The organism is Desulfarculaceae bacterium, from assembly GCA_020444545.1.
GTDB lineage: Bacteria > Desulfobacterota > Desulfarculia > Desulfarculales > Desulfarculaceae > Desulfoferula.
In genome coordinates this window covers 803,249-825,596 of sequence record JAHLKT010000001.1, presented here as the reverse complement: position 1 = coordinate 825,596, position 22,348 = coordinate 803,249, and the positions used below count along the sequence as shown (strand labels likewise).

The 22,348-nt window shown below is 66.5% G+C and carries 23 protein-coding genes; 14 read left to right on the top strand and 9 right to left on the bottom strand.

The genetic code is table 11. The features are described from left to right. Positions 1–3: 3 nt before the first annotated feature. Together KQH53_03875 and KQH53_03870 are read right to left on the bottom strand one after the other, a co-directional pair. Positions 4–1,152: a glycosyltransferase family 4 protein gene (locus tag KQH53_03875; GenBank protein MCB2225793.1), complete on the bottom strand. Its 1,149-nt coding sequence runs from the start codon at positions 1,150–1,152 to the stop codon at positions 4–6. Further along, positions 1,152–2,339: a glycosyltransferase family 4 protein gene (locus tag KQH53_03870; protein ID MCB2225792.1), complete on the bottom strand. Its 1,188-nt coding sequence runs from the start codon at positions 2,337–2,339 to the stop codon at positions 1,152–1,154. The genes KQH53_03875 and KQH53_03870 overlap by 1 nt, the downstream gene beginning before the upstream one ends. 268 nt (positions 2,340–2,607) lie before the next feature. Between KQH53_03870 and KQH53_03865 the strand changes: the two genes are divergently transcribed. From KQH53_03865 to rlmN, 7 genes are all read left to right on the top strand, one after another. Further along, positions 2,608–3,492 carry a transporter substrate-binding domain-containing protein gene (locus KQH53_03865; GenBank protein MCB2225791.1) on the top strand — a complete coding sequence of 295 codons (885 nt, stop codon included), beginning with the start codon at positions 2,608–2,610 and terminating at the stop codon, positions 3,490–3,492. A gap of 39 nt (positions 3,493–3,531) precedes the next feature. After that, positions 3,532–6,876, top strand: a complete 3,345-nt coding sequence (locus KQH53_03860) for a PAS domain S-box protein (GenBank protein ID MCB2225790.1) — start codon at positions 3,532–3,534, stop codon at positions 6,874–6,876. Between the two features lie 35 nt (positions 6,877–6,911). Beyond that, complete coding sequence (locus KQH53_03855) at positions 6,912–7,874, top strand: haloacid dehalogenase-like hydrolase (GenBank protein ID MCB2225789.1); 963 nt, start codon at positions 6,912–6,914, stop codon at positions 7,872–7,874. Further along, positions 7,874–8,329, top strand: coding sequence for a YaiI/YqxD family protein (locus KQH53_03850; GenBank protein ID MCB2225788.1), 456 nt, complete (start codon positions 7,874–7,876; stop codon positions 8,327–8,329). Before KQH53_03855 ends, KQH53_03850 begins: the two co-directional genes overlap by 1 nt. A 212-nt stretch (positions 8,330–8,541) precedes the next feature. Continuing rightward, a complete protein-coding gene (locus KQH53_03845; GenBank protein ID MCB2225787.1) occupies positions 8,542–8,904 on the top strand; it encodes a DsrE family protein in 363 nt (120 codons plus the stop codon). A 19-nt stretch (positions 8,905–8,923) separates the two neighbouring features. Beyond that, positions 8,924–9,904 carry a bile acid:sodium symporter gene (locus KQH53_03840; protein ID MCB2225786.1) on the top strand — a complete coding sequence of 327 codons (981 nt, stop codon included), beginning with the start codon at positions 8,924–8,926 and terminating at the stop codon, positions 9,902–9,904. Between the two features lie 48 nt (positions 9,905–9,952). After that, positions 9,953–11,014, top strand: a complete 1,062-nt coding sequence (gene rlmN, locus KQH53_03835; protein MCB2225785.1) for a 23S rRNA (adenine(2503)-C(2))-methyltransferase RlmN — start codon at positions 9,953–9,955, stop codon at positions 11,012–11,014. A gap of 44 nt (positions 11,015–11,058) precedes the next feature. Here the strand turns inward: rlmN and KQH53_03830 are convergent, their stop codons facing one another. After that, positions 11,059–11,673, bottom strand: coding sequence for a GNAT family N-acetyltransferase (locus tag KQH53_03830; GenBank protein MCB2225784.1), 615 nt, complete (start codon positions 11,671–11,673; stop codon positions 11,059–11,061). Next, complete coding sequence (locus KQH53_03825; protein ID MCB2225783.1) at positions 11,651–11,818, bottom strand: hypothetical protein; 168 nt, start codon at positions 11,816–11,818, stop codon at positions 11,651–11,653. Before KQH53_03825 ends, KQH53_03830 begins: the two co-directional genes overlap by 23 nt. Positions 11,819–12,051: 233 nt before the next feature. Here KQH53_03825 and hisI point away from each other — a divergent pair, with 233 nt between their 5' ends. The 5 genes from hisI to KQH53_03800 all read left to right on the top strand — a co-directional run bounded on the left by hisI (position 12,052) and on the right by KQH53_03800 (position 15,668). After that, a complete protein-coding gene (hisI, locus tag KQH53_03820) occupies positions 12,052–12,429 on the top strand; it encodes a phosphoribosyl-AMP cyclohydrolase (protein MCB2225782.1) in 378 nt (125 codons plus the stop codon). Continuing rightward, positions 12,426–13,301, top strand: coding sequence for an ATP phosphoribosyltransferase (locus KQH53_03815; protein MCB2225781.1), 876 nt, complete (start codon positions 12,426–12,428; stop codon positions 13,299–13,301). The genes hisI and KQH53_03815 overlap by 4 nt, the downstream gene beginning before the upstream one ends. A gap of 92 nt (positions 13,302–13,393) precedes the next feature. Continuing rightward, complete coding sequence (locus KQH53_03810; protein MCB2225780.1) at positions 13,394–14,575, top strand: pyridoxal phosphate-dependent aminotransferase; 1,182 nt, start codon at positions 13,394–13,396, stop codon at positions 14,573–14,575. Further along, positions 14,572–15,165 carry a ribosome biogenesis GTP-binding protein YihA/YsxC gene (gene yihA, locus KQH53_03805; protein ID MCB2225779.1) on the top strand — a complete coding sequence of 198 codons (594 nt, stop codon included), beginning with the start codon at positions 14,572–14,574 and terminating at the stop codon, positions 15,163–15,165. The genes KQH53_03810 and yihA overlap by 4 nt, the downstream gene beginning before the upstream one ends. A gap of 56 nt (positions 15,166–15,221) precedes the next feature. Further along, on the top strand, positions 15,222–15,668 hold the full coding sequence (locus KQH53_03800; protein MCB2225778.1) for a DUF3795 domain-containing protein: 447 nt from the start codon (positions 15,222–15,224) through the stop codon (positions 15,666–15,668). A gap of 419 nt (positions 15,669–16,087) precedes the next feature. Here the strand turns inward: KQH53_03800 and KQH53_03795 are convergent, their stop codons facing one another. Genes KQH53_03795 through gatB form a run of 3 tightly spaced genes read right to left on the bottom strand, consistent with a single transcriptional unit; the run spans position 16,088 to position 19,651 of the window. Next, on the bottom strand, positions 16,088–17,158 hold the full coding sequence (locus tag KQH53_03795; GenBank protein ID MCB2225777.1) for a branched-chain amino acid aminotransferase: 1,071 nt from the start codon (positions 17,156–17,158) through the stop codon (positions 16,088–16,090). Between the two features lie 19 nt (positions 17,159–17,177). Further along, the gene (gene mtnA, locus KQH53_03790) at positions 17,178–18,182 is read right to left on the bottom strand and encodes an S-methyl-5-thioribose-1-phosphate isomerase (protein MCB2225776.1); all 1,005 of its coding nucleotides are present in this window, start codon (positions 18,180–18,182) and stop codon (positions 17,178–17,180) included. 38 nt (positions 18,183–18,220) lie between these two features. Further along, the gene (gatB, locus tag KQH53_03785) at positions 18,221–19,651 is read right to left on the bottom strand and encodes an Asp-tRNA(Asn)/Glu-tRNA(Gln) amidotransferase subunit GatB (protein ID MCB2225775.1); all 1,431 of its coding nucleotides are present in this window, start codon (positions 19,649–19,651) and stop codon (positions 18,221–18,223) included. A 182-nt stretch (positions 19,652–19,833) separates the two neighbouring features. Here gatB and KQH53_03780 point away from each other — a divergent pair, with 182 nt between their 5' ends. Next, the gene (locus KQH53_03780; protein ID MCB2225774.1) at positions 19,834–20,061 is read left to right on the top strand and encodes an AbrB/MazE/SpoVT family DNA-binding domain-containing protein; all 228 of its coding nucleotides are present in this window, start codon (positions 19,834–19,836) and stop codon (positions 20,059–20,061) included. Then, entirely contained in the window at positions 20,058–20,453 is a 396-nt protein-coding gene (locus KQH53_03775) for a type II toxin-antitoxin system death-on-curing family toxin (protein MCB2225773.1), read from the top strand. The genes KQH53_03780 and KQH53_03775 overlap by 4 nt, the downstream gene beginning before the upstream one ends. Here the strand turns inward: KQH53_03775 and KQH53_03770 are convergent. Both KQH53_03770 and KQH53_03765 read right to left on the bottom strand, forming a co-directional pair. Continuing rightward, complete coding sequence (locus tag KQH53_03770; protein ID MCB2225772.1) at positions 20,450–21,685, bottom strand: MFS transporter; 1,236 nt, start codon at positions 21,683–21,685, stop codon at positions 20,450–20,452. The genes KQH53_03775 and KQH53_03770 overlap by 4 nt on opposite strands. Next, on the bottom strand, positions 21,682–22,335 hold the full coding sequence (locus KQH53_03765; protein MCB2225771.1) for a TrkA family potassium uptake protein: 654 nt from the start codon (positions 22,333–22,335) through the stop codon (positions 21,682–21,684). Before KQH53_03765 ends, KQH53_03770 begins: the two co-directional genes overlap by 4 nt. Positions 22,336–22,348: the final 13 nt, after the last annotated feature.

Here is a 22,348-nt window from a genome sequence, read left to right as displayed (position 1 = left end):
GCCTCAGCGCCCGGCGGCCTCTTGGTACACCTTGAGGGCGGCCCGGCCCATGGCCTCCTGGGAGAAGCGCGCCGCCTGGGCCGGGGCCTTGGCGGCCAGCGAGGCCCTGAGCTCGGGCTCGCCGGTGATGCGCTCCAGGGCCGAGATCATGTCGTCCTCGTCCAGTGGGTCCAGGTACAAGGCGGCCTCTCCCGCCACCTCGGGCAGGCTGGCCGCCCGCGAGGTGACCACCGGCGCGCCGCAGGCCAGGGCCTCCAAGACCGGCAGGCCGAAGCCTTCATAGAGCGAGGGGTAGACCAGGGCGGCCGCGCCCTGGTACAGGGCGGGCAGTTCCGGGCCGGGCACGTAGCCCAGGCGGCGCACCCGGCCCTGGCCTTGGGAGTGGTTGATGGCCGCCTCGATGCCCGCCGATTTCCAGCCCGCCCCCCCGGCCAAGACCAGATCGAACTCGTCCTGCCCCGAGGCCAGCAGGCGGTGATAGGCCGCCAGCAGGCGCTGAAGGTTCTTGCGCGGCTCGATGGTCCCCACGAACAGCAGATAGGGCCGCTGAAGGCCGTGGCGGGCCAGGACCTTGGCCACTTCGGCGTGGTCCGTGGCCGGGCGGTAAACCGGCAGCACCGCCTCGGGCACCACCCGTACCCGCCCCGCGCTCTGGGGGTAGAGCTCGATCAGCTCGTCGGCGGTGAACCGGCTGGGCGCGATGAGCAGCTCGGCGCGCTCCACCGCCTGCTCGGTGGCCCGCTGGGAAAAGGCCACGTTGTCTTCCTTGTGCCAGGCGGGCTCGCGGCAAAAAGACAGGTCGTGCACCGTGACCACCAGCTTGCTCCCCGGCAGGCGGGGCCCGGCCAGGTTGGTGCTGTGGGTCACCTCGGGCTTGGCCAAGAACCAGCGCTGGGGCAGCTTGAGCTTGAACCACAGCAGCTTGACCAACAGCTCGGGACGCCCGGCCCCCCAAAGGGAGAAGTTGTCCTGGGGCGGCACGAACCGGGCCAGGTCGGCCACCCGGCGGGGGAAGCACTCGGGGAAGTAGGGGTAGAGCAGGTAGTCGTTTTCCTGGTCCACCGCCGAGAGCCCGGCCAGCAGGTTGACGATGTAGTTGCCGATGCCGGTCCATGGGTCGGTGAGGCGGCAGATGTCGATGCCGATGCGCACTAGGCTTCCGCCTCGGCGGCCACCTCGGCCATGAGCGCCTCGTAGGTGGTGAGCACCGGCTCCCAGCCGTAGTGCTCGGCCACGTAGGCCGCCCCCCGCGCCCCCATGGCCGCCGCCTCGCCGGGGGCGGAGCGCAGGCGCTCCACCGCCGCGCGTAGCCCTTCATGGCCCTGGTAGGCCAGGCCCGCTCCGGAGCGCTCCACGTAGCGGGCCAGCACCTCGCAGTCCTGGTTCACCAACACCGGCTTGCCCGCGGCGGAGGCCTCCAGGGTGACCATGGACAGGCTCTCGTAGGGCGAGGGCATCACCAGGGCCGTGGCCGCCTCCAGGGCGGCGTCGCGCTCGGCCTGCTCCACGAAGCCCAGGCTCAGGATATTCGGGTGCTTGGGCATCTCCATGCGCTGGCGGCCCACCAGAACCAGCTTCAGGTCTTGGTGGGCGGGCAGGGCGCTCAGGCGCGCGAACTGCTCGAACAGCTCCCGGCAGCCCTTCATCACGTCGATGCGGCCCAGGTAGAGCAAAAAGTCGTCGCTCAGGCCGTGGCGCTCCCGGAAGGCGGCTCCGCCGCCCGGGGCGGGCGGGTCGATGCCCAGGCCCACCACCCGCGAAGGCACTTGGCGGTTGCCGGTGACCCGCTGGACCAGCTCGCGCTCGGCCTCGGTGTTGTAGAGGATGCGGCGCGGGGAGTGGAACACCGGCCGGAACAGGGGCAGGGGCAGGGTGGGCTCGTCGTGGGCCGTGGGCACCAAGAGGGCCCGCCGGGGCACCAGGGGAAGGCCCGCCGCGGTGGGGAAATACAGATAGGTGAAGAACACGATGGCCTGGTAGTCCGCCTCGTGCTCCAGCAGATGGTCGATCAGCTCGGGCACGTAGGGTCCCTGGCGCAGCAGCCAGCGCCACTGCACGTCGATGGGCTGGCCGCCTTGGTAGACCTTGCGGGCCCAGATATTGAAAGGGCGCACCCAGCGCCGCCGGGCCACCGGAAAACGCAGCACCCGGACCCCCTCCAGCTCGCTCTCGCCGGGGGGGAAGTGGTTGGCCCAGCTCAGATAGTCCAAGGCGGTGGTGGTGAGCACCGTGACCTGGTGGCCCCGCGCGGCCAGGCGCTTGGCCACTTCGCGGCAATGCACCTCGGCCCCGCCGTCCACCCCCTCCCCGTAACGCTGCACCACCATTGCCAGGCGCAAATGGGCCTCCTCACGCGACAATCCCGCCCCGTTGGGGGCCGGGCGAATGGTTAACTATGCCATGGGCGTAGCATGGCCACAAGCCCCGGCCGCCCCCTTGGCCAAGGAGGAGTTCTTTTGGCATAATCTAATGATGACAACTTTGGGCCGCCGCCCCGCCGCGGGTAGCCTGCCGGCCTAGAGCCACGGCAGGGCAGGTTCCGCGCCCGCCCACGGGATGCCGGAAGGCTGGGCCTGATTACGCTCAACTCGGTGCGGAGAAATATCCTTGGCAAAGAAACGTACCATCCTCGGCCTGATTGCTTTCCTCGTTTTCGCCTTGTCCCTGCCTGCCCTGGCCGGAGACCTGGAGAGCCTGCGGGCCCGGGGTGAGCTGCGTCATCTGGGCCTGCCCTATGCCAACTTCATCACCGGCACCGGCGACGGGCTCACCGTGGAGCTGCTCAAGCTCTTCGCGGCCCGCCTGGGAGTGCGCTACCGCTTCGTGCCCACCAGCTGGGACTCCGCCCCCGGCGACCTGATCGGGCGCAAGGTGAGCCTCAAGGACGGCAAGGCGGTGCTGGGGCCCGAGACCCCGGTAAAGGGCGACGTGTGGGCCGGCGGGGTCACCGTCCTGCCCTGGCGCACCCGCATCCTGAACTTCTCCCAGCCCACCTTCCCCAACCAGGTGTGGCTGGTGGCCCGGGCCTCCAGCAAGCTCAAGCCCATCACGCCCAGCGGCGACCCCGAGGCCGACGTGGCCGCGGTGAAGGCCCAGATCGCCTCGGTGAGCGTGTTGTGCGTGGAGGGCACCTGCCTGGACGGGCGGGAGTACGCCCTGGACCAGAAGGGCGCCCGGCTGGTCAACTTTTCGCGCAAGGTGAGCGAGATCGTGCCCGCGGTGATCAAGGGCGAGGCCGAGGCCACCTTGCAGGACGCCCCGGACGCGGTGATCTCCCTGGTCAAGTGGCCCGGCGAGCTCAAGATCATCGGGCCGGTCTCGGGCACCCAGACCATGGCCGCGGCCTTTTCTCCCTCCTCGCCGGAGCTGCTGGCCGAGTTCAACCGCTTCCTGACCCAGCTCAAGGAGCAGGGAGAATACCGCCGCCTGGTGGCCAAGTACTATCCCGCCATTCTGGATTACTTCCCCCGGTTTTTCCCCCAACGTCCCTAGGGCCGGCCGGCGGGGATACTTCCCTCCCGTGGAGCGCGCTTGATCAAACTGCACAATAAAAAGTGGCTGGCGGTCTATGGGGCCGCCTTGGCCATCGTGCTGATCATGGCGCTGATGGTGGGGGCCTTCCACCGCTCCCAGGGCAGGCTGCGGGCTTCCTACCTGGACAGCTTTCAGCGCGACCTGGCCCTTAGGGCCACCATGGTGGGCCTGTTCCACGAGAACCTGGCCGCCGAGCTGAAAGACCTGGCGGCCAGCCGCCGGGTGTCCGCCTACTTCGGCAACCAGGCCCTGGGCATGTCCATGGAGTACGGCCTGGCCGCCAGCCTGCACCAGATCGCGGTGTATTTCGAGCACATCCTGGGGGCCAAGCGGGTGGGCGGAGTGCCGGTGTGGCTGCGCCTGGTGCTGGTGGATGAGCAGGGCCGGGTGCTGGCCAGCCGGGCGGTTCCGGGCCAGGTGGGGCTTCCCTCCGGCCTGCCCCCCTTGACGGGCCTGGGCCTCAGGCCCACCGTGCTCACCGGCGGCGAAAACGCCCAGGTGGTAATGGCCGCTCCCTGCACCTACCTGGGCCATCCGGTGGGCCGGGTGGTGGGCTGGATGAACCCCCAAGCCCTGTGCGCCAACTTCACCCATCACCAAAAGCTGCCGGCCATGACCGACGTGGTGGTGGCCGCCCGGGTGGACGGCAGCCTGGCCCCGGTGGGCTGCTCCCGCGAGGTCTCCCGCGAGCTGCTGGGCCGGCTCACCGGCCTGGGCCTCAACCGGCCCCACCTCATGCCCGCTCCGGCCAACCTGAAGGATCAGGGCGAGTTTTTGGCCGTGGGGGTGGGGGTGGAGGGCACTCCCCTGGTGATCTACTCCATGATGCCCGCCCGCCGCTGGCTGGGGGACTTCAGCCCCTGGCAGCTCTCGCTCGTCTTGGGGCTCAGCGCCCTGCTGCTCATGAGCGGCGTGGCCCTTCTGGTGTGGTCCAACTACCGCAACGCCGTCTTGGCCGCGCGCCTGGACCAGGAGGAGCTGGACCACCGCGAGGTGGAGCGCAGCTACCGCAAGCTGCGCATGGAGATGGCGGTGCGCGAGCGCACCGAACGCGCCCTGCGGGCCAGCGAGGAGCGTTTCCGGGGGGTGTTCGACAACGCCTCCTTGGGCATCATGGTGCTGGACCGCAAGGGGCGGGTGCAGCAGGCCAACCCAGCCTGGCTGGAACTCATGGGCTACGGCCGCTCCCAGCTGGAGGGCCTCACCCTGGACGACCTCTCTCCGGCCCAGCAGCGCGAGGAGCACCGCAAGTGGTTCCGCCGCCTGGTGGACGGCGAGGTGGAGCGCCTCCAGGGCGAGCGGCGCGCCATCCGGGCCGACGGCGAGCTGATCTGGTTGGCGGTGTCGGTCTCGGCGGTGCGCGGCCCCAGCGGCGAGCTGGACAAGGCGGTGGGGGTGGTGGCCGACATCAGCCAGCGCAAGCAGGCGGTGGAGGCGCTTGAGAACAGCGAGGAGAAGTTCAACAAGGCCTTCCAGGCCACCCCGGACAGCGCCATGATCTCCCGCCTGTCCGACGGCGTGTTCCTGGAGGTGAACGACAGCGCCCTGGCCGCCATGGGCTATGCCCGGCCGGAGATGCTGGGGCGCTCGGACGCCGAGCTGGGCATCTGGGCCCACCGCGAGGAGCACGATGAGTTCGTGGGCGGCCTCCGGGAGCAGGGCGAGGTGATCAGCATGTCCGCCGAGTTCCGCGGGCGCGACGGCCGCGTTTTCCCGGTGCTGGTCTCCGGCCGTTTGCTGGAGCTCAACGGCGAGCAGGTGGTGGTCTCGGTGGCCAAGGACATGACCGAGGCCAAGCGGGCCGAGGAGGCCCTGGCCATCAGCGAGCACCGCTACCGCTCCCTGGTGGAGAACGTGCCCTACGGCATCTTCATCGCCGACTACCCCAACGGCCAGATGGTCTTCGTCAACCAGGCCATCTGCGACATGTTCGGCTACACCCTGGCCGAGGGCCTTGCCAAAAGCGTGTGGCAGGTGATCGCGCCCGAGGATCACGTGCGGGTGCGCACCCGGATGCAGTCGCGCATCGCCGGGGCGCAGGTGAACCCGGAGAGCGACACCTTCACCGCGCTGCGCAAGGACGGCAGCAGCTTCCGCTGCGAGGTTTCGGTGGCCCGGGTGAGCTTCCGGGGTAAGATGGCCCTGCAAGGCATCCTCCGGGACGTGACCGAAAAGGAGATCCTGGAGCGCCAGCTGCAGCACGCCCAAAAGATGGAGTCCCTGGGCACCCTGGCCGGAGGGGTGGCCCACGAGTTCAACAACATCCTGATGACCTTCCGGGGATACATCCAGCTTTTGCAAATGCGCTCCGACCTGGACTCCGAGGTGCACGCCACCCTGCTCAAGATGGAGAAAAGCTCCCGCCGGGCCGGCGAGCTGACCCAGAAGATGCTCACCTTCAGCCGCCTGGAGACGGGCGAGAAGGTGCCGGTGAAGCTCAACCAGGTGATCCGCGACGCCGAGGGCCTGCTCAGCCAGACCTTCCCGCCGGCCATCACCCTGCGCTTCGACCTGGTCGAGGAGCTGCCCCTGGTGCTGGCCAACCCCAACCAGATCGAGCAGGTGCTGGTGAACCTGGCGCTCAACGCCCGCGACGCCATGTCCGACGGCGGCGAGTTGACCATCGCCACCCGCCTGACCCACCTGGACGCCGATTTCGCCAGCGCCCACCCCTGGGCCCGGCCCGGGCCCTACCTGGAGATGCGGGTGGCCGACCAGGGGCCGGGCATCCCGCCGGAGGAGCTGGAGCGCATCTTCGAGCCCTTCTTCACCACCAAGGAGCCCGGCCGGGGCACCGGCCTGGGCCTGGCCGTGGCCTACTCCATGATCAAGAACCACGGCGGGGGCATCGTGGCCAGCAACCGGCCGGGCAAGGGCAGCCAGTTCCAGGTCTTTTTGCCGGTGGGCCGCCAGGTCCTGGCTTCGCCCCGGCCCTCCGCGCCCCCGGACCGCGCCCCCCGGGGCGAGGGGCAGCGGGTGCTGGTGGTGGACGACGAGGAGGCGGTGCGCGACATCTGCCGCCAGGCCCTGGAGGGCTTCGGCTACCGGGTGGAGCTGGCCGCCGACGGCGTGCAGGCCCTGGAGACCTACGACCTGGCCCGCGCCCACGGCGAACCCTTCGACCTGGTGCTTCTGGACCTGGCCATGCCCCGCATGGACGGCCAGGCCTGCGCCCGGGCCCTGTTGGAGCTGGACCCCGAGGCCAATATCATCCTGGCCACCGGCCACGCCGGGGACCGCTACCAGCTGGCCAACCTATACCCCCAGGCCAAGGCGGTCTTGCAAAAGCCCTTTGACCTGAATACCCTTCTGGTCCAGGTCGACCGCGTATTGCACGGCTGAGCCCCGCCCCCCGAACCCGTCCGGAGAAGATGACCATGCGCCGCCCGCGCTTTTGTTTGGCCGCCCTGTTGCTGCTGCTGTTGGTCTTGGCCCCGGCCGCCTGGGCCCAGGCTGGACCCCTGGCCTCCTGGAACGAGCCCCTGCGCTCCAAGCTCATCGCCTTTGCCACGGCGGCGGCCGACCCCGCCTCGCCGGGCTTCGTGCCGCCAGAGGCGCGCATCGCCAGCCTGGACGCGGACGGCACCCTCATCGTGGAGCGTCCCCTGTTCTTCGTGCTGGAGGTGGCCCTGGCCCGGCTCAAGGAGGTGTGCCCGGCCTACGGCGAAAAGGGCGCTCCCCAAAAGGCCCAGTGCCAGGCCATGGCCCAGCGCGACCGCAAGTACTTGCTGAGCCATCTGGACCAGGTGTTGTCCCGGCCCTTCGCGGGCATGAGCGCCGCTGAGTACCGCGCCCTGGCCGCCAAGGTCTGGGAGCACGAGGTGAACCCCAAGCTCAAGCTGCCGGTGCGGGCCACGGCCTATTTGCCCATGATGGAGCTGGTGGAGCTGCTCAAGGCCAAGGGCTTCACGGTGTACCTTAACTCGGGCATGGACACCCTGGCGCTGATGGCCCTGAGCCACCTCTGGGGCCTGGGCCGGGACCGCTGCATCGGAACGGACTATGAGATGAAACCCCAAGAGCGGGGCGGCAAGGTGGTCTTGCTGCGCACCGGGCGTATGCACCGGAACGACCTGAACCTGGGCGCGCACAAGGCCGAGGCGCTCATGCTGCGCGCCGGGCGGCGGCCCGTCCTGGCGGCGGGCAACTCCGGGGGCGATGTGTGGATGCTGCGCATGGCCTCGGGCGGCTCGCCGGGCCTGGTGCTTTTGATCAACCACGACGACCCCCGCGAGTTCGTCTACAAAAAGCCCGATCTCTTGGCCGAGGCCAAGGAGCGCGGCTGGAACGTGGTGAGCATGAAGCGCGACTGGAAGCGCCTGTTCACCCCGGAGAAATGATGCGTATTTGGATCGACGCGGACGGCTGCCCCCGTCCGGCCAAGGAAATGGTGTTCCGCGCCTCCCAGCGCCGCAAGGTGCCGGTGTGCATGGTGGCCGACCGCCAGGTGGGCCGCCCCTCCAACCCCCTGGTGACCACGGTGCGGGTTCCGGGCGACATGGACGCGGCCGACCGCTACATCGCCGAGCATCTGGAGCCCGAGGACCTGGTGATAACCACCGACCTGCCCCTGGCGGCCATTGTGGTGGAAAAGGGGGCCACGGGCTTGAACCCCCGGGGAGAGCTCTATACGGAAGAAAACGTGCGCGAGCGCCTGAGCATGCGCGACTTCCTCACCGGCCTCCGGGACTCCGGAGTGACCACCGGCGGCCCGCCCCCCTACGGCCCCAAGGACAAGCAGAAGTTCGTGGAGGCCCTGGACCGCCTGCTCACCGCCCGCCTGGGCTCTGGTTAACGTTTACTTAACGAAATCCCGCTTCTTGCCTTAACCGTTAACCCCAGGGGCAACCTCGCCCGCCGCAGGGGTGTTAATTAAATTAACATACGTAACAGCGACTTAGCGCCCAAGGCCCCGCCAAGGAGCCTTGGGCACGCTATTTGCTCCTTTATGTGGCCAATAACCCGGCGCCGTGAAAGGCGCCCAACCTCAAGCGGGAGTTCAAGGCCATGCAGAAGTTCCTTTTCGTTATGTCCAAGGGTTTCGAGAAGTCCGGCGGGGCCACCCGCGCCATGCAGTTCGCCTCCCTGGCCGCCGACGATGGCCACCACGTGGAGGTGTTCCTCATCGACGACGCCATCCACTGGGCCCAGTGGGGCATGGCCGAGGGCATCCGCGCCTCCACCGGCGAGCACATGAAGGAGCTCTTGGACAAGCTGGTGTCCGCCGAGGCGCCCATCCACGTGTGCAAGGCCTGTGCGGACAAGCGCCTGGTGGGGCCCGACGACCTGATCAACGGCACCACCCTCTCCGGGGCTCCGGTGCTGGTCAAGATGATGACCGACCCGGATTACAAGGTTTTCACCTTCTAGATTGCGCGAGGAGGCCGCCATGTGGGCTCTGCTTAAGAAGATCAACCAAAACCTGGTGTTGGCCATCCCGATCATGATGTTGCTGGGCTTTGTCTACGGTCAGGCGGGGCCCATCGGCTGGCTGCGCTCGCTGATCATCCCCCTGACCTTCCTCATGGTCTATCCCATGATGGTCAACCTGAAGATAAACCAGGTCTTTTCCGGGGGCGACTACAAGAGCCAGGTCCTGGCCCAGGCCATCAATTTCACGGTGGTGCCCCTGGCCGCCCTGGGGCTGGGCTGGCTGTTCTTCGGAGGCAACCCCTACCTCATGCTGGGCCTGTTGCTGGCCGGGCTGGTGCCCACCAGCGGCATGACCATCTCCTGGACCGGCTTCGCGGGCGGCAAGCTGGCCGCGGCGGTGAAGATGACCGTGGTGGGCCTGATCCTGGGCTCCTTGGCCACCCCGCTCTATGTGGAGTGGCTCCTGGGCTCGCGCATCGAGATGCAGGTGAGCAAGGTCTTCACCCAGATCGGGCTCATCGTCTTCTTGCCCATGGCCGCCGGCTGGCTCACCCGGCGCTGGCTGGTGGGCCGGGTGGGGCTGGAAGACTTCTCGAAGCGTCTGGCCCCGCGCTTTCCGGCGCTGAGCACCGTGGGCGTGCTGGGCATCGTGTTCGTGGCCATGGCGCTCAAGTCCGGCGAGATCGCGGCCGCGCCGCTCAGGCTGCTGGCCTTGCTGCCGCCTCTGGCCCTGCTCTACGCCTTCAACTACGGCCTGAGCACCCTGCTGGGGCGCTGGCTGCTGCCCCGGGGCGAGGCCATCGCCCTGGTCTACGGCACGGTGATGCGCAACCTCTCCATCGCCCTGGCCCTGGCCATGAGCGCCTTTGGCCCCGAGGGCTCGGAGGCGGCCTTGATCATCGCGGTGGCTTACGTCGTCCAGGTGCAGTCCGCCGCCTGGTACGTGCGCTTCACGGACAACGTTTTCGGCCCGGCCCGGGCGGCGGCCCCGGCCTGATGAATCCCTAGGCAAAAAGGCTGCTCGGCGGGCATGGGAGGGGTATTATTGGGGACCATGCCCGCCGAGCAAGCCATACCCGAGCTGCGCGACCTGAGCGCGGCCCAAGTGCAGGAGCTGGTGGTGTCCCTGGGCGAAAAGCCCTACCGGGCCCGCCAGCTTCTTCAGTGGCTCTATCCCCACGGGGCCTCCTCCATCGAGGACATGACCACCCTGAGCAAGGCCTTCCGCACCCGCCTGGCCGGGGCGGCCCGCTTGGGGCTCATGGAGCCGGCCATGGTGGAGCGCTCCACCGACGGCACCCGCAAGATGCTCTTCTGGCTGGAGGACGGCGCGGCGGTGGAGAGCGTGATCATCCCCGAGGCGGATCACTCCACCCTGTGCGTGTCCTCCCAGGTGGGCTGCAAGATGGGCTGCGCCTTTTGCCGCACCGCCACCTTGGGCTTTAGGCGCAACTTAAGGCCCTCGGAGATCCTGGGCCAGGTGCTGGCCGCGCGGCGGCTGGTGGACGAGGCCCATCCCCTGACCAACCTGGTGTTCATGGGCATGGGCGAGCCCCTGGACAACCTGCCCAACCTGAGCATCGCCCTGAGCCACATTCTGGGCAGCCATGGCCTGGCCATGAGTCAGCGCAAGGTGACGGTGAGCACCGTGGGCCTGGTGGACAAGCTGCCCGCCCTGGCTGCGGCCGCCCCGGCCGCCCTGGCGGTGAGCCTTTCCGCGGCGGAGGACGCCCTGCGCGACCGGCTCATGCCCATCAACAAGCGCTGGAACCTGGCCGCGCTCAAAAAGGCCCTGACCGCCTACCCCTTGAAGCCCACCCGGCGCATCACCTTCGAGTACGTGCTCCTGGGCGGGGTGAACGACCGGCCCGAGCAGGCCGTGGCCTTGGCCAAGTGGCTCAAGGGCCTGCCCGCCAAGGTGAACCTCATCGCCTTCAACCCCCACGAGGGCGCGGCCTTTTCGCCGCCCACGCCCCAGGCGCTGGAGGCCTTCCAGAACGAGCTGATCAGCCGCCACGTCACGGCCATCGTGCGCAAGAGCCGGGGGGCGGACATCTCGGCGGCTTGCGGTCAGTTGGCCGCCAAGAACACCGGCGGGAGAAAATAGAAGATTAAGGTATTTGGATTAAGCGTTGTGTGGGTGGAAGGTGCTCAGGCAAAAGCCTTGCGGTGCCGAAGCAGATCAAAATACATGATTCTGGTCTGATCCCCTTCGTCCTTGCTCCATAAAAAGTCGAAACCATTCTTACGGTAAAATTCGATTACCTTTGGCTGATTATAAGCGTCAACCGTGATGAAACGGCATCCTGTCCTATTGTTCTGCAAAAACAGGTCTTTGGTCATGTTGAGCAAATAGGTTCCGAGCCCATGGCGGGCATAGGCCACCTGTATGCCGAGACGGCCGATTTTCACGGCGGGAAAGGATTCGTAGTTTCTTTTGGGGAAGGGCACACTTTTCTTCAAGTGCTTCCAGAATCTCTTTTTACCCGCCTTGCGTTCGTCCCGCTCAATGTGAACGCTGTCGTTGAGGAAACTGACAAAGCCCACAGGGAACAACTCCCCGGCTTCAGTCAGCGCGGCAGGCTGGAAGTAGTAGGTTTCGGCTAAAAGCTGTTCTTTGTGGGGTAAGGCGTCTTCGCGGAAAAATTCATTGAGGTCATCCAGGCCACAATCGAAGGCTTCCGTGCAGCGGAACTCCTCCTGTTGCTCAAGGCGGGCGAGGGTGAATTTTTCGGTATGTATCCTATTTCTTCCTGTCTGAAGCATCAGACATTATTTTCTCGATTGCTTTATCGATGTTGGGGGTAGCGGGCGGGCGCACCTGTTCGCAGCGTTCCTTCTCGACCTTGGCGAGAAAAACGCGCGAAGCATCCCTGTCCAACCGGGGGGTTGGGCGGATCGGCCGTGCCATGATCACCTCCATCTGTCTGGTCAGTTGACCTCAACGCTTATATAATATCGACATCATTTCGTAAATGGTCAAGTCTAAATTACGATAAACCATAGGTTGCCATCCTGATATCGCGAGATGGGACAGTTTGCCAACAATTATATTTCCCGGCGGCGCTTCCCTTGACAACCCTTGGACCCGGCTATAAAAAGTAAAATTCATCTTTTAACCGGCTCAGGGAGCCACGGAAAGTTATGATCAAGCTGGATTTCGAAAAAACCGGCGGCCTTATTCCGGCCATCGCCCAAGACGCGGCCACCGGCCAGGTGCTGATGATGGCCTACATCTCCCCCGAGTCCTGGGCCAAGAGCCTGGAGACCGGGGAGGTGCACTACTGGTCCCGCTCCCGCCAGGAGCTGTGGCACAAGGGCGGCACCAGCGGCAACGTTCAGAAGATAAAAGCGGTGTACGTGGACTGCGACGACGACACCGTGCTGTTCAAGGTTGAGCAGGTGGGCGGGGCCGCTTGCCACACCGGCATGTGCACCTGCTTCCACAAGCGGGTGGACGGCGACGAGCTGGTGACCGAGGGCGAGCCCCTGTTCGACCCCAAGGAGGTTTACGGCAAATGAACCAGCCCCTCAAATTGGGCGTGCCCAAGGGCAGCCTGCAAGACTCCACCATCCGCCTGTTCGGCCGGGCCGGCTGGCGCATCAACGTCAACGGCCGCTCCTATTTCCCGGAGATCGACGACGACGACATCGAGTGCTCCATCTGCCGGGCCCAGGAGATGAGCCGCTACGTGGAGTCGGGCACCCTGGACTCCGGCATCACCGGCATGGACTGGATCAAGGAGAACGATTCGGAAGTGGTGTTCGTGGAGGAGCTGATCTACTCCAAGGTGAGCACCCGCCCGGCCCGCTGGGTTTTGGCCGTGGCCAAGGACTCGGGCATCAAGCGCCCGGAGGACTTGAACGGCATGAGGGTGGCCACCGAGATGGTCAACTTCACCAAGCGCTACTTCCAGGAGGCGGGCATCGACGTGACGGTGCATTTCTCCTGGGGCGCCACCGAGGCCAAGGTGGTCAACGGCCTGGCCGACGCCATCGTGGAGGTCACCGAGACCGGCAGCACCATTAGGGCCCATGGGCTCAGGATCATCGCCGAGCTGATGCAGTCCACCACCCAGCTCATCGCCAACAAGGACGCCTGGGAGAACCCGGAGAAGCGCAAGAAGATCGAGCAAATCGCGCTGCTCTTGAAGGGCGCCCTGGTGGCCGAGAAGCTGGTGGCCCTCAAGATGAACGTGCCCAAGATCAAGGTGCAGGACGTGGTGGAAGCCCTGCCCAGCCTCAACGCGCCCACCGTGTCGCCCCTGTACAACAGCGACTGGTTCAGCGTGGAGACGGTGGTGGAGGAGTCGGTGGTCAGGGACCTGATCCCCCTGCTCATGGAGCGCGGCGCCGAGGGTATCATCGAGTACAATCTCAACAAAGTCATCTAGCCCTCCCGGAGGGCTGATATCCGGGCGGCGGGGCACTTGCCTCGGCCGCCCGAATTTTTTCAACCACGGAACCAACCCAGCGAGACCGGAACATGGGCGTCAGCCAGAGAGCCAACAACATACCGGCGTTTATTGTCATGGACGTTTTGGAGCGGGCCCAGGAGCTGGCCGCCCAGGGACGCGAGATCATCCACCTGGAGGTGGGCGAGCCCGACTTCGCCACCCCGGAGGTGATCACCTCGGCGGCGGTGAAGGCCCTGGCCGACGGCCACACCCACTACACCCACTCCCTGGGGGTGCGGGAGCTTCGGGACGCGGTGAGCGAGCACTACGCCGAGCGCTACGGGGTGGAGGTGGACCCGGCCCGGGTGTTGATCACCGCGGGCACCTCCACGGCCATGCTCTTGATGTTCTCGGCTCTGTTGGAGGCGGGGCAGGAGGTGATCATCTCCGACCCGCACTACGCCTGCTACGACAACTTCATAAGCTTCGTGGGCGGGGTGCCGGTGCGGGTGCCGGTGCGCGCCGAGGAGGGCTTCCAGTTCCGCCCGGCCGAAATCGGCGCGGCCATGGGCCCCAAGACCAAGGCCATCTTCATCAACAGCCCCTCCAACCCCAGCGGCCAGGTGATGGAGCCCGAGATCATGGCGGCCATCGCGGAGATGGCCCCGGGCAAGCCGGGCGGGCCCTATGTGATCAGCGACGAGATCTACCACGGCCTGGTCTACGAGGGACAACAGGAGCACTCCATCCTGGAGTACACGGACAACGCCTTTGTGCTGGACGGCTTCTCCAAGCGCTACGCCATGTGCGGCTGGCGGCTGGGCTACATCATCGCCCCGGCCAACTACGTGCGGCCCTTGCAGAAGATGCACCAAAACTTCGCCATCTGCGCGCCTTCGGTGAGCCAGTGGGCGGGCGTGGCCGCGCTGAAATACGCCTGGCCCGAGGTGGAGCGCATGCGCGCGGTGTACGACACCCGGCGCAAGCGGCTCATCGCCGGGCTCAAGGAGTTGGGCTTCGCCATCCCGGTGGAGCCCAAGGGGGCCTTCTATATTTTGACTTCCTGCGCCCACCTGGACCCGGACGACTACAAGCTGGCCTTCGACATCCTGGAAGAGACCGGGGTGGCCATCGCGCCGGGCCGCGACTTCGGCCCCGGCGGCCACGGCTTCCTGCGCTTCTCCTATTGCAACAGCCTGGAGAACATCGAGCTGGGCCTGGAGCGCCTGGGCGCCTATCTTAATGAACACTACCCGGGAGCAACCGGATGAGCCTGCCCCTCAAGGACGCCACCTTCATCATCACAGCGGTGAAGCCTTCGGGCTACCCGCCTCCCGGGCCGCCGGAAGTGGCCTTCGCCGGGCGCTCCAACGTGGGCAAAAGCTCGCTGATCAACACCCTGACCCGCCGCAAGAAGCTGGTGCGCGTCTCGGGCACCCCGGGGCGCACCCAGCAGATCAACTTCTTCGCCATCAACAACGACGTCATGCGCCTGGTGGACCTGCCGGGCTACGGCTACGCCAAGGTGCCCATGGCGGTCAAGGCGGCCTGGCGGCCCATGGTGGAGGCCTACCTGGGCAGCCGGGAGACCCTGGCCGGGGTGGTGGTGATATTGGACATTCGCCGCGAGCCCACGGCCGACGACCTGATGCTCCTGGACTGGCTGCGCAGCCTGAACGTGCCGCCCTTGGTGGCCATCACCAAGGCGGACAAGCTCTCCAAGAACCAGCAGAACTCCCGCCTGGCCAAGCTGCGCCCGGCCCTGGCGCCCTTTGACCACTCGCCGACGCTGTTCAGCGCCACCACCGGCCTGGGGCGGGAGGAGCTGTGGGCCCGCATCTGCGAGGCCGCCGGCTTGTAGGGCCCCCGGCTTCGCCAGGAAGCGCCATGCCGCGTTGAAAACTTAGGGGGTGACTGATGGACTACTCGGAGATTCTTCAACGGCTCGCGCCCTGCGGCCTGTCCTGCGCCAAGTGCTTCGCTTACAAAGACGGCGACATCGGCCACCACGCCAAGGAGCTCCAGCGCCTGCTGGGCAACTTCGATATCTACGCCGAGCGCTTCTCGGCTTTCCTGCCCGAGATGAAGGACTACCCCGCCTTTGGGCGGCTGTTGGACTACATGGCCGGGGGGAGCTGCGCGGGCTGCCGGAAGGACCAGTGCCTGTGGCCCGGCTGCGGGGTGGCCGCCTGCTGGCGCGAGCGTGGCGTGGACTTCTGCTTCCAGTGCGACGAGTTCCCCTGCGCCAAGACCAACTTCGACCCGCATTTGGAGAAGCGCTGGATCGCCATGAACCAGCGCATGGCCGAGGTGGGGGTGGAAGCCTACTTCGAAGAGACCAAGGACGATTCGAGGTACAAGTAGGCGCTGGGCTGGTCCTCCCGCCGCCTACTGCGGGCAGAGATTGCTTCGTCGCCAGGCTCCTCGCAATGACAAGGTTGTCATTTCAGCAATAGCCGTCATGGCGAGGGCCGCCGCTCAAAGCAGTTGTTGAAAGTTGAATGTCGCTCGCGGCGGGCCGTGGCCATCTTCCTTGGTTTGCCTCCCCTCCCATCGCCAGGAGATCGTTGCCTTTCATGAGAGGCATGACGACACCAGGGAAGATCGCCACCTCGCGGCGGGAGGAGCCTCCTTTTTCATTACCGGCTTCCCCGGCCGCCGCTCCTCGCGATGACGGCTGTTGCTGAAAAAACCTTTCAGCGTGGCGGCGACAGGATCTCGACAATCAAAAAAGCCCCCGCCCGGATTCCGGACGGGGGCTCGTTGTTTCTAGTGTGATCTAGCTACTTGACCTTGACCACCCAGCCGAAGGGGTCTTCCAGCTTGCCGAGCTGGATGCCGGTGAGGCCGTCGTAGAGGCGCTGGCTGATCTCGCCGGTGGCGCCGTCGCCCACGGTAACGTCGGTGCCCCGGTAGTGGATGGCGCCCACCGGGCTGATCACCGCGGCGGTGCCGGTGCCGAAGGCCTCGTTGAGCTTGCCGGCCGCCTGGGCTTCCAGCACCTCGTCGATGGTCAGCTTGCGCTCGGTCACCGGGAGGCCCCAGTGCTTGCACAGGGTGAGCACCGAGTCGCGGGTGACGCCGGGCAGGATGGAGCCGGTGAGCGGGCTGGTGATGACTTCGCCGTCGATGACGAAGAACATGTTCATGGTGCCCACTTCCTCGATGCTCTTCTTGTCGCAGGCGTCGAGCCACAGCACCTGGGTGAAGCCCTTGGCATGGGCCTCCTCGGCGGCCAGCAGGCTGGCGGCGTAGTTGCCCATGGTCTTGGCCTCGCCCACGCCGCCGGCGGCGGCGCGCACGTACTTCTCTTCCACGTAGATCTTCACCGGGTTGAAGCCCTCGGGGTAGTAGGCCCCCACCGGCCCCATGATCACGTAGTAGAGGTAGTTGGAGCTGACCTTGACCCCCAAACAGGCCTCGGTGGCGATGACCGTGGGCCGGATGTAGAGGCTGGTGCCCTCCAGGGTGGGGATCCACTCATGCTCTGTCTTGACCAGCTCGAACAGGTGCTCCAGGGTTTCCTCGAGCGGCAGCTCGGGGATGCAGATGCGCTTGTTGGAGCGGTTCATGCGCGCAAGGTTGGCCTCGGGGCGGAACATGTAGACGCCCCCGTCCACGCCGCGATAGGCCTTGAGCCCCTCGAAGACTTCCTGGCCGTAGTGCAAGACCAGGGCGGCGGGGTCCAGGCTCAGGGGGCCGTAGGGCACGATGCGCGGGTCGCGCCACTGGCCCTGATCGTAATCCATCATGAACATGTGGTCGCAGAAAATCTGCCCGAAACCCAGCTTGGACTCGTCCTCGGGCTTGGGCTTGCATTGGTCGGTGGGCAGTAGTTGTTTGGTGCACTCCATGACGATCTCCTGGATAAAACTAGATTTTATCTTCCGCTTTGGCCGCGGCCAGGGAGCGGTTGTAAGGCGGCCGCAGCACGCCCTTTTCAGTAATTATGGCGGTCACCAGGTCGTTGGGGGTCACGTCGAAGGCCAGGTTGATGGCCTCGGCCCCTTGGGCGGCCTTGGAGCCCGCGAAGCTTAGTACCTCGCCGGGGTCGCGCTCCTCGATGGGAATCAGCTCCCCGCTGGGGGTGTTCAGGTCGATGGTGCTAAGCGGCGCGGCTACGTAGAAGGGCACACCATGCCGCCGGGCTTGCAGGGCCACGTTGAAGGTGCCGATCTTGTTGGCCACATCGCCGTTGGCCGCGATGCGGTCGGCTCCCACCACGCAGAGGTCCACCAGGCCCTTGTCCATGATGGCCCCCACCGCCCCGTCCGGTGCCACGGCCACGGGAATGCCTTCCTCCACCATCTCCCAGGCGGTCAACCTGGCTCCCTGCAACAAGGGCCGGGTCTCGTCGGCGATGACCTTGACCTTCTTGCCCGCCTCGACGGCCGCCCGCACCACCCCCAGGGCGGTGCCGTAGCCGCCGGTGGCCAGGCTGCCGGCGTTGCAGTGGGTGAGAATGGTGGCCTTCTTGGGGACCAGCTTGGCCCCGTGCTTCCCCATGGCCTTGTTGATAGCGATATCTTCGGCCAGCATCAGCTCGCTTTCGCGTCTGAGCATGGCCAAGATCGTCTCCTTGTCTTCCGGGGCGGCGGCGGCAATGGCCAGCACGCGGTCCACCGCCCAGGAAAGGTTCACGGCCGTGGGCCGGGCGGCGCGCATGATCTCCGCCTGTTCGGCGAAGGCCTCGCGCCACTTGGCCGGGTCTTTCACCCGGATAGCCCGTCCCGCCAACACCAGGCCCATGGCCGCGGCCACTCCGATGGCCGGAGCTCCGCGCACCGCCAGGGTCTGGATGCAGTAGATCACCCGGCGCATGTCCTTGCAGGCGATAAAGGTGGTCTTGCCCGGCAGCTTGCGCTGGTCCAGGATCATCACCACGTCGCCTTCCCAATAAAGGGTGGGAACCACGCCTAGCCTCCTAAAATCTTGTTCACCAGCTGGTTGACCAGCTTGGGGTTGGCCTGGCCCTTGGTCTTTTGCATGACCTGGCCCACGAAGAAGCCCATGAGCTTTTTCTTGCCGCCCTTGAAGGCCTCCACCTCGGCGGGGTTGGCCGCGAAGATCTCGTTGAGCACCGCTTCCAGCTCGCCCTCGTCGCTCACCTGGGTGAGGCCCTTTTCCTGAACCACCTGGGCCGCGCCCTTGCCGGTGGCCATCATCTCGCCGAAGACTTCCTTGGCCATCTTGTTGCTGATGGCCCCGGAGTCGATGAGCTTGATCAGCTCGGCCAGGCCCTCGGGCCGGAGCGCCGCCGCATCAATATCCTTGCCTTCGCTCTTCAGCGCGCCCAGGAGGTCGGTCATGATCCAGTTGGCCGCTGCCTTGGCCGGGGCTCCGGCGGCCACTGTGGCCTCGTAGTAGTCGGCCAGGGGCCGCGAGGTGGTGAGCACCCCGGCGTCGTAGTCGCCCAGGCCGTAGGCTTCCATGAAGCGGGACCGCTTGGCCCCGGGCAGCTCGGGCAGCCCGGCGCGCACCCGCTCCACCCAGGCCTCGTCCACCACCAACGGCAGCAGATCCGGGTCCGGGAAGTAGCGGTAGTCGTGGGCCTCTTCCTTGCCCCTCATGCCGAAGCTCTTGTTCTGGTCCGCGTCCCAGAGGCGCGTTTCCTGCACCACCTTGCCGCCCTCGTCCAGGATGGCCCGCTGGCGGCGAATCTCGTACTCCAGGGCCTTGGTCACGCCCCGGAAGGAGTTCATGTTCTTGAGCTCCGCCCGGGTGCCGAACTCCGCCTGGCCCACGGGCCGCAGGCTGATGTTGGCGTCGCAGCGGAAGGAACCCTCCTCCATGTTGCCGTCGCAGATCTCCAAATAGACCAGGATGTCGCGCAAGGCCCGGAGATAGGCGCCCGCCTCCTCGGGGGTGCGCATGTCCGGCTCGCTCACGAGCTCCATGAGCGGCACCCCGGTGCGGTTGTAGTCCACGTAGCTCACCGGCATGGCCGGGTCGTGCACCAGCTTGCCCGCGTCCTCTTCCATGTGGATGCGAGTGATGCCGATGCGTTTGTGTTCGCCTTCCACCTCGATGTCCAGCCAACCGCCCAGGCAGATGGGCAGCTCGTATTGGCTGACCTGGTAGTCCTTGGGCAGGTCCGGGTAGAAGTAGTTTTTGCGGGCCCATTCGCTCCGGGGCTGGATGGCGCAGTTGGTGGCCAGCCCGGCCCGGATGGTGAACTCCACCACCTTCTGGTTGAGCACCGGCAAAACCCCGGGCATGCCCAGGCACACCGGGCACACGTGGGTGTTGGGCGGCGCGCCGAACTTGGTGGAGCAGCCGCAGAAAATCTTGGACTCGGTGAGGAGCTGGGCGTGGACCTCCAGCCCTATGACCGCCTCGTATTCCATCGCGGTTTCCTGAACTTAACGGGTGTTGCGGGTCAAGAAATGAATCTACTCGCGGGGGGCGGGGATGTCAAGGAAAGGGGGTGGGAATAGGGGCAATGGCGCAAGGGGCGGAACGGGAAGGGGCTTGACAAATCAAACAATGTGCTTACAATGGTAAGCACGAAAAGGTGGGGAAGGGAAAAATGGCTCATCTGACTAAAATCGCGCGGCAGGGCAACTCCGCCGGAGTGCGCATCCCCAAGGAGATGTTGGAGGAGAGCGGCCTGGCTCTGGGCGACGAAGTGACCTTGCAGGTGTCCGGGGACGGCATTCGGATCAACAAGGCCGACCAGGCCTATAACCGGGCCATGGAGCTGGGCCGGGAGGGCGCGGCCCGTTATCGCCGCACCCTGGCCAAGCTGGCCAAATGAAGCCCGAACCCGTCTGGATTCCCCTCAGGGCGATCATCGACCTGCAAGTGGAGCAGATCGCCGAGCACGGCGGCCTGGCCGGCCTGCGCGAGCCGGGCGGTCTGGAGGCGGCCCTGGCCCGGCCCCGCCAGGTCTTTTCCTATGGCGAGGGGGCTTCGCTGGCCAGGCTGGCCGCGGCCCATGCCTGGGGCATCAGCCGCAACCATCCCTTTGTGGACGGCAACAAGCGCATGGCCCTGTTGGCGGTGCATGTCTTTCTGGGCCTTAACGGCCTGCACTTCGACGCCCGGGAGGAAGACGCCTATCGGGTGATCATGGCCCTGGCCGACGGCGAACTCAGCGAAGAGGAGCTGACCGCCTGGATCGAGGAAAACAGCTTCCCCCGCGACTAGCCTTTGAGGATGCGCTCCACCGGGGCCAGCTCCTCGGCCGCCTCCAGGGGCGGGATGTCTGCCCCCCTGCCCAGCAAGAACATGATCAGGCCCGTGAGCACCGCCGTGCCCCCGCCCAACCACAGGGCGGCCGCGGAGTGGCCCGTGAGGTCCACCACCCAACCGCCGGTGACCGGCCCGAAGAACACCCCCACGCTCAAGGCCATGGTGAAGGAGCCGGTGACCAGGCCCATGCCCTGGCCCAGGGCCTTGCCCCGGCTGATGGCCAGGGCGGTCATGGCCGGCAGGGCCATGCCCGCGAACACGCCCTCGGCCATGGACAGGAGCATCAGCCAGAAGAAGTCGGTCCCAAAGGGGATGAGCATCTTCATCGCCCCCGAGGCCATCTGGCCGACCACGGCCAGGCCCAGGCGCGAGGTCTTGTCGGCCAGGCGGCCGAAGGGCTTTTGCAACAGGGTCATCACCACCACGTTGGCCGTGAGGCAGGCCCCCACCTGGAGGTTGCCCAGGCCGTGGTCCGTGGCGATCACCGGCATGAAGGCGATGAAGCAGCTCATGCCCACCGCCGCGCCCAGGCGGGCCACCAGCACCGCCGCGAAGGTGCGGTCCTGGGCCAGGCCCCACATTTCGCGGAAGCCGCGCTTGCCCCCGGAGCGCTGCTCCTTGGGCGGCTCCTTGACGAACAGGGCCACCGCGGCCAAAGAGGCCAGGCTAAGGCCGGCCATGAGCCAGAAGTTGGCGTTTAGCCCCGCGTACTCGTAGACCGCCCCGCCGATGAGCGGCCCCACCCCGAAGCCCATGAGAAAGAACATGTTGAAGCCGCCGAACACGCGGCCTTCCATGCCCAGGGGCGCGGCGTCGGCCACCAGGGCCATGGCGATGGGCAACACCATGGCCGCGAACACGCCTTGCAGCAGGCGGTCCATGACCAGGCCGAAGGGGCTGGCGGTGTAGATGAACAGGATGGCCACCGCCGCGTAGCCGGCCTGGCCCAGGATGATGAAGGGCTTGCGGCCGATGCGGTCGCTCAGGCCGCCCACCAGGGGCACCACCAGGCCGCGCGACAGGGAGAAGGAGCTGAAGATCAGCCCCATGAGCACCCCGGAGGCGCCAAGCTCGCGGGCGTAGATGGGCAAAAAGGGCACGATGATGCCCACCCCGCACATGGAAACGAACACGGCCAGGCCCAGGATGACCAGGGCGCGGCGGTAAGACGGAGCTGGGGAGGTCACTTGGCCGAGCGCAGCCTTTCCAGGTCTGTTTGACGCCCGGCCACCACCAGGATGTCGCTGTCCTTGATCACGTAGTCCGGGGCCACCACCAGGTTCATGCGCTCGGGAACCAGCTCGCGCACCGCGATGACGTTCACGCCGTAGTTCTTGCGCAGGTCCAGCTCGGCCAGGGACTTGCCCACCAGGGCGTCGGGCGGGGCCAGCTCGGCCACCGAGAACTCGTCGTCGATGGGAAGATAGTCCAGCAGGTTGGGGTCGGTGAGCGAGCGGGAGAGGCGCTCGGCCGCGTCGCGTTCGGGGAAGACCACCTCGCCCGCGCCGATGCGCTTGAGGATCTTTTCGTGCTCCGGGCTGATGGCCTTGGCCACGATGCGCCCGATGCCCATCTCCTTGAAGTGCAGGGTGATGAGAATGCTGGCCCCCAGGTTGTCGCCCAGGCTGATCACCGCCGCATCCACCAGGGCCAGGCCCAACTCCTCCAGGAGGTTGCGGTCCGTGGCGTCGGCCACCACCGCCTGGTCCACCACGTCCTGCACCCGGCCCACCGCCTTGGGGTCGGAGTCGATGGCGGTCACATGGTGCTTGAGCGTCTTTAGCTCCCGGGCCAGGGCGGAGCCGAACTGTCCCAAACCGATTACCGCCAGGTTCATGACAAGCCTCCCA